A 6,841-nucleotide genomic window follows, 5' to 3' on the forward strand; every position below is an offset into this window, starting at 1 on the left:
GGGGGAGGTGGTGCTCATGAGTTCCAGACGCTCCCTTTCAGGAGGAGCCGAGTTCGTCGTCGAGCAGGTCGAAAAGCTCATCGTCGGTGGCGGATTCGAGGTCGTTGTCGTCGGTTTCGCCATCGGCGGCCGTGTCCTGCGCCTGGTTCCACTTCGCCAGCAGGGCCTGGAGGCGCATGGTGATCCTGGAGCGGGTGACGCTGTCGTCGGCGGCCCCCGCCAGGGCGGCTTCCAGCCGGTCGAGTTCGCCGAACACCGACGGGCCGCCGCCGTCCCCGTGCGGGAGTTCCGCGCGCAGATGGTCGGCGAGGGCGTCGGGCGTCGGGTAGTCGAAGATCAGCGTGGCCGGGAGCCGGAGCCCGGTGGCCGCGCCGAGCCGGTTGCGGAGTTCGACGGCGGTGAGCGAGTCGAAGCCGAGGTCCTGGAAGGCCGCGGCCGGTTCGATGGCCGCCGCGCTGCCGTATCCGAGCACGGTGGCCACCTGCGCGCACACCAGGTTGGTCAGGTGGCGGTCCCGTTCGGCCGGGGACATGCCCGCGAGCCGGGTGGCCAGGCTCGTCGCGTCGTCCGCCCCGCCGCCACCGGCCGCGGCGGCGCGCCGTACCGGGGTACGGATCAGCCCGCGCAGCAAGGGCGTCACCCCGGTGCTGGCCTGGGCGCGCAGTGCGGCGAGGTCCAGGGCGGCGGGGATCAGCATCCCGTGTCCGGCGAGCCCGGCCACGTCGAACAGGGCCAGGCCCTCGGCGCCGCCGAGCGCGTTCATGCTGCCGCGGTTCATCCGCTGCCGGTCGGTGGTGGCGAGGGTGGACGCCATGCCGTCCTCGTCGTCCCACAGGCCCCAGGCCAGCGAGACGGCGGGCAGGCCCTGGCCACGCCGGTGCTGGGCGAGGGCGTCGAGGAAGGTGTTGGCCGCCGCGTAGTTGCCCTGCCCCGGGTTGCCGAAGACACCGGCCGCCGAGGAGAACAGCACGAACTCCGCGAGGTCCAGGCCACGGGTCAGCTCGTGCAGGTTCCACGCCGCGTCGACCTTCGGCCGCAGGACGTGTGCGACGCGCTCGGGGGTGAGGGATTCGACCGTCCCGTCGTCGAGCACGCCCGCCGCGTGGATCACGGCGGTCAGGGGGTGCGCGGCGGGGATGTCGGCCAGGACGGCGGCGAGCGCGTCCCGGTCGGCCGCGTCGCACGCCGCCCAGGTGACGTCGGCGCCCAACGCGCCCAGTTCAGCGGCCAGTTCGGCGGCGCCCGTCGCCTCGCCACCACGGCGGCTCGTCAGCAGCAGCCGCCGGGCCCCGCGCTCGGTCACCAGGTGGCGGGCCAGCAGCCCGCCCAGGGTGCCGGACGCGCCGGTGACCAGCACCGTGCCCGCCGGGTCGAGGCCGGGCGCGGCCGCCGCGTCGAGGGCGGCGACACGCGCCAGCCGGGGTGCGTACGCGGCCCCGGCCCGTACGGCGAACTGCGGCTCGTCCGAGCACAGCGCGCCCAGCAGCGCGGGGAGGGCCGTGGTGTTGTCCACATCGGCCAGTACGAACCGGCCCGGGTGTTCGGCCTGCGCCGACCGCACCAGCCCCCAGAGCGCGGCGTGGGTGAGGTCGTCCACGCCCTCGCCGCTCTCCCCGTCCGTCACGGCCACGGCGCCCCGGGTGAGCAGGACCAGCCGGGCGTCGGCGAACCGCTCGTCGGCCAGCCACTCCCGTACGAGGGCCAGCGCCCGCAGGGTCACGGTGTGCGTCGCGGCCGCCGTGTCCCCGGGGGTGGTGAGGTCGGGCAGGCACGGTACGAGGACCACGTCCGGCGCGATCCCCTCGGCCTCCACCGCCTCGCCGAGCGCGGACAGGCCCGCGTAGGTCTCGGCCTCGATGCCGGTGTCGGCCAGCGCCGTCGTGATCTTCAGGTCGCCGCCGCCGGTGTTGTCCAGGACGGCCCACAGACCCTGCTGTGCTTCGTCGGCTGAAGGCAGCGCGGCCCAGTCGAGACGGAACAGCGACTCATGGTGGCGTCCGCCCTGCCCGGCGTTGAACTGCCCGGGGTCGAGTGGCCGAAGCGCGAGCGAGCCGACCGACACCACCGGGGCACCGGCCTCATCCGTGACCTCCAGCGCCACCGCGCCCTGCCCGGCACTCTGCCCGGCCGGGGACACCCGCACCCGCAGGGCGGTCGCGCCGACCGCGTGCAGCCGTACGGAGTCCCACGCGAACGGCAGGCGGGCCTGCCCGGCCTCCTCCGCCGCCCAGAACTCGCCGAGACCCACGGCGTGCAGCGCGGCGTCCAGCAACGCCGGGTGCAGCCCGTACGCACGGGCCTCGCTCTGCTGCTCCTCGCCCAACGCCACCTCGGCGAACACGTCGTCGCCACGCCGCCACGCGGACTTCAGCCCCTGGAACACCGGGCCGTACGCGAGACCGAGCGCGGCGAAGCCGTCGTACAGGCCGTCGACGTCGATCGGCTCGGCCTCGGCCGGGGGCCACTCCGTCAGCGCGGTGGCCACGGCGGTACCGGAGGCCGTGAGCACACCGGCGGCGTGCCGGGTCCACGGCTCGTCGGCGGCGTCCTCCGGGCGCGAGTAGATGTGCACCGCGCGCCGCCCCTCGGCACCGTCCGGCTCGTCCACGGAGACACGGAGCTGCACCGCGCCGCGCTCGGGGAGGATCAGCGGCGCCTCAAGGGTCAGTTCGTCGACCTGGTCGCATCCGACCTGGTCACCGGCCCGGACCGCCAGCTCGACCAGGGCCGTGCCCGGCAGCAGCACGGTGTCCATGACGGCGTGATCGGCCAGCCACGGGTGTGTACGGAGCGACAGTCGGCCGGTGAAGAGGAAGCCCTCGGAGTCGGGCAGGTCCACGGCGGCACCGAGCAGCGGGTGATCGGCGGTACCGAGCCCGGCAGACGCCACGTCCCCCACGGTCCCGGCGGGGGCCTCCAGCCAGTACCGCTCGCGCTGGAAGGCGTACGTGGGCAGCTCGGCGCGCCGCGCGCCGGTCCCGGCGAAGTACGCCTTCCAGTCGACGGCCACGCCACGGACGTGCGCGTGGGCGACGGCGGCCGTCAGCGCCTCGGCCTCGGGGCGGCCCTTGCGGAGGGCGGACGCGAACGCCGCATCCTCGCCGGTGACGCACTCCTGCGCCATGGCGGTGAGCACACCGTCGGGGCCCAGCTCGACGTACGTCGTCACGCCCTGCGCTTCGAGGGCGCGGACACCGTCGAGGAAGCGGACCGCCTCGCGGACGTGCCGCACCCAGAAGTCGGCGGTGGCGATCTCCTCGGCGGAGACCACGGCACCGGTCAGGTTGGACACGATCGGGATACGCGGGGCCTCGTACGACAGCCCCTCGGCCACCTCGCGGAACGCCTCCAGCATCCCGTCCATGCGCGGCGAGTGGAAGGCATGGCTGACGGTGAGCCGCTTGGTCTTTCGCCCCTGCGCTTCGAAGCCCGCCGCAATCTCCAGGGCAGCGTCCTCGTCACCCGCGATGACCACGGACGTGGGCCCGTTGAGGGCGGCGATGCTCACCCGGTCGGTGAGCAGCGGCAGTGCCTCGTCCTCCGAGGCCTGGATGGCGATCATCGCGCCACCGGCCGGAAGCTCCTGCATCAGACGGCCACGCGCCGCCACCAGCTTCGCGGCGTCCGCGAGCGACAACACCCCCGCCACATGCGCGGCGGCCAACTCACCGATCGAGTGCCCGGACAGGAAGTCCGCCCGCACACCCCACGCCTCGACCAGCCGGAACAGCGCCACCTCAACCGCGAACAGCGCGGGCTGGGTGTACCCCGTCTGGTCCAGTGCTGCCGCGTCATCCCCGAACAGCACCGTCTTCAGCGGTGCTTCGAGGTGCGTGTCCAGCGCATCGCACACCGCGTCCAGCGCCTCGGCGAACACCGGGTACGCCTCGTACAGCTCGCGGCCCATCCCGAGCCGCTGGCTGCCCTGCCCCGTGAACAGGAACGCCACCTTGCCGTCGTTCACCGAGCCCTCGACCAGTCCTGCGGCCGACTCGCCACGCGCCAGGGCGTCGAGTGCGGCACGGTCCTCGCCGACCACCACCGCACGGTGGTCCAGCGCGGCGCGCGTGGTGGCGAGGGAGTAGCCGAGGTCGCCCGGAGTGATCTCCGGGTGTTCGTCCAGGTGCGAATGAAGCCGTACAGCCTGCGCGCGCAGCGCGTCGGCGGTCTTCGCCGACAGGACCCACGGCGTCACGCCAGGGGTCGCCGCCACCTCGTCCTCCACAACAACCGGCGCCTGCTCAATGATCGTGTGGGCGTTGGTCCCGCTGAAGCCGAACGACGACACCGCCGCACGCCGGGGACGCCCCGACTCCGGCCACTCCCGGGCCTCGCCCAGCAGCGACACCGCACCCGCCGACCAGTCGATGTGCGGCGACGGCTCCTCCGCATGCAGGGTCTGCGGCAGGACGCCGTGCCGCATCGCCATCACGATCTTGATGATGCCCGCGACACCGGCGGCGGCCTGCGTGTGGCCCATGTTCGACTTGATCGACCCGAGCAGCAACGGCCGCTCCGCGTCCCGTTCCTGGCCGTAGGTGGCCAGCAGCGCCTGCGCCTCGATCGGGTCGCCCAGCGACGTACCGGTGCCGTGCGCCTCGACCGCGTCCACCTCGGCGGCCGACAGTCCGGCGTTCGCGAGGGCCTGCCGGATGACGCGCTGCTGGGACGGGCCGTTGGGCGCCGTCAGACCGTTCGACGCACCGTCCTGGTTGATGGCGGAGCCACGTACGACCGCGAGCACCGGGTGACCGTTCTTCCGCGCGTCCGACAGCCGCTCCACCAGCAGCATGCCCGCGCCCTCGGACCACCCCGTGCCGTCCGCGTCCGCCGAGAACGCCTTGCACCGGCCATCCGCCGCAAGCCCGCGCTGACGGCTGAACTCCACGAACGGCGCCGGAGTCGCCATCACCGTCACACCACCGGCCAACGCCAGCGAGCATTCGCCATTCCGCAGCGCCTGCACGGCCAGGTGCAACGCCACCAGCGACGACGAACACGCCGTATCCACCGTGATCGTCGGGCCCTCAAGCCCGAACGTGTACGCCAACCGGCCCGAGATCACACTCGCCGCATTGCCTGTACCGAGGAAGCCTTCGACGCCTTCCGGCAGCGCCGGGAGCGAGGACGCGTAGTCGTGGTACATGACGCCCGCGAACACCCCGGTGCGGCTGCCGCGCAGCCCGGTCGGGTCGATGCCCGCACGCTCGAAGGCCTCCCACGACGTCTCCAGCAGCAACCGCTGCTGCGGATCCATGGCCAGCGCCTCGCGCGGCGAGATCCCGAAGAAGGCCGGGTCGAAGTGGCCCGCTTCCGCGACGAAACCGCCCTGGCGGGCGTACGAGGTACCGGGGTGATCCGGGTCCGGGTGGTAGAGGCCGTCCAAGTCCCAGCCACGGTCGGTCGGGAACTCGGAAATCGCGTCCCGGCCCTCCATGACCAGCCGCCACAGATCCTCCGGAGTCTCCACCCCACCCGGATAACGGCAGCCCAGACCCACGATCGCGATCGGCTCATCGTCCACAGCCGACACCACCACGGGACCGGCCACCGTGGCCGCCGTCCCGCCCAGTTCCGTACGCAGGAACTCCGCGAGCACCAGCGGGGTCGGGTAGTCGAAGACCAGCGTTGCGGGAAGCCGCAGCTCAGTGGCCGCGCCGAGCGCGTTGCGCAGTTCGACCGCCGTCAGTGAATCGAAGCCCAGCTCACGGAAGGAGCGGCCGGGTTCGACCGTCTCCGGACCGGCGTATCCGAGCACCGCCGCGACGTTCGAGCGGACCAGGTCGAGCAGCAGGGCGAGCTGTTCGGCCTCGCCGAGCCCGGTGAGGCGCTGGGCCAGCGCGCCCGAAGTGGCGGCCGTGCCCTCCGCCGTACGCCGCGCAGGCGTACGCACCAGCCCACGGAACAGCGGCGACAGCGCACCGCTGCCCGCCTGGGCGCGGAGCGCGGCCATGTCCAGGGACATCGGTACGAGCAGCGGGTCGCTCGCGCCACGCGCCGCGTCGAACAGCTCCAGTCCCTCGGCGGCCGACAGCGCCTGCACACCGCCCCGGCTCATCCGGGACACATCGGCGTCGTCCAGCGCACCGGTCATCGTGCTGGCGTCGGCCCACAGGCCGTAGGCGAGGGATGTAGCGGGCAGGCCGCTCGCCCGGCGGTGCTGCGCCAGCGCGTCCAGGAAGGCGTTGGCGGCGGCGTAGTTGCCCTGACCGGCGTTGCCGAAGACTCCGGCGGCGGACGAGAACACCACGAATGCCGACAGGTCGAGGTCGCGGGTCAGGTCGTGGAGGTTCCAGGCCGCGTCCACCTTTGGGCGCAGGACCTTGGCCAGCCGTTCTGGCGTCAGGGAGCCGATCACGCCGTCGTCCAGCACGCCCGCCGTGTGGACGACGGCTGTCAGCGGATGCTCGGCGGGGATGGTGGCGAGGGTCGTGGCCAGCGCGGTGCGGTCTGCCGCGTCGCATGCGGCCCAGCGCACTTCGGCGCCCAACGCATGCAGTTCCGCGCCGAGTTCCGCAGCGCCCGGAGCGTCCGCGCCGCGACGGCTCAGGAGTAGGAGCTGACGTACGCCACGTTCCGCCACCAGGTGGCGGGCGAGCAGGCCGCCGAGCGTGCCGCTCGCGCCGGTCACCAGCACCGTGCCGCCCTCGACGCCGAACTCCGGCGGAGCGGCGTCCACCACGGCCCGGGCCAGGCGAGGCGCCCGCACCGTCCCGGCGCGTACGGCCACCTGGGGCTCGCCGGATGCCAGCGCGCTCGACACCGCCGTACGCGAGTCAGCCTCGCCGTCGATATCGACCAGCACGAACCGGTCCGGGTTCTCCGACTGCGCCGAGCGCAC

The 6,841-nt window shown here is 73.4% G+C and carries 1 protein-coding gene; it reads right to left on the reverse strand.

The features are described 5' to 3' along the window. Positions 1-37 precede the first annotated feature (37 nt). On the reverse strand, positions 38-6,841 hold a 6,804-nt coding region (locus ACFV9T_RS37965), incomplete at its 5' end, for a type I polyketide synthase (RefSeq protein ID WP_385447209.1).

Origin of the sequence: Streptomyces sp. NPDC059850 (assembly GCF_042731515.1) — a bacterium.
Lineage (GTDB): Bacteria > Actinomycetota > Actinomycetes > Streptomycetales > Streptomycetaceae > Streptomyces.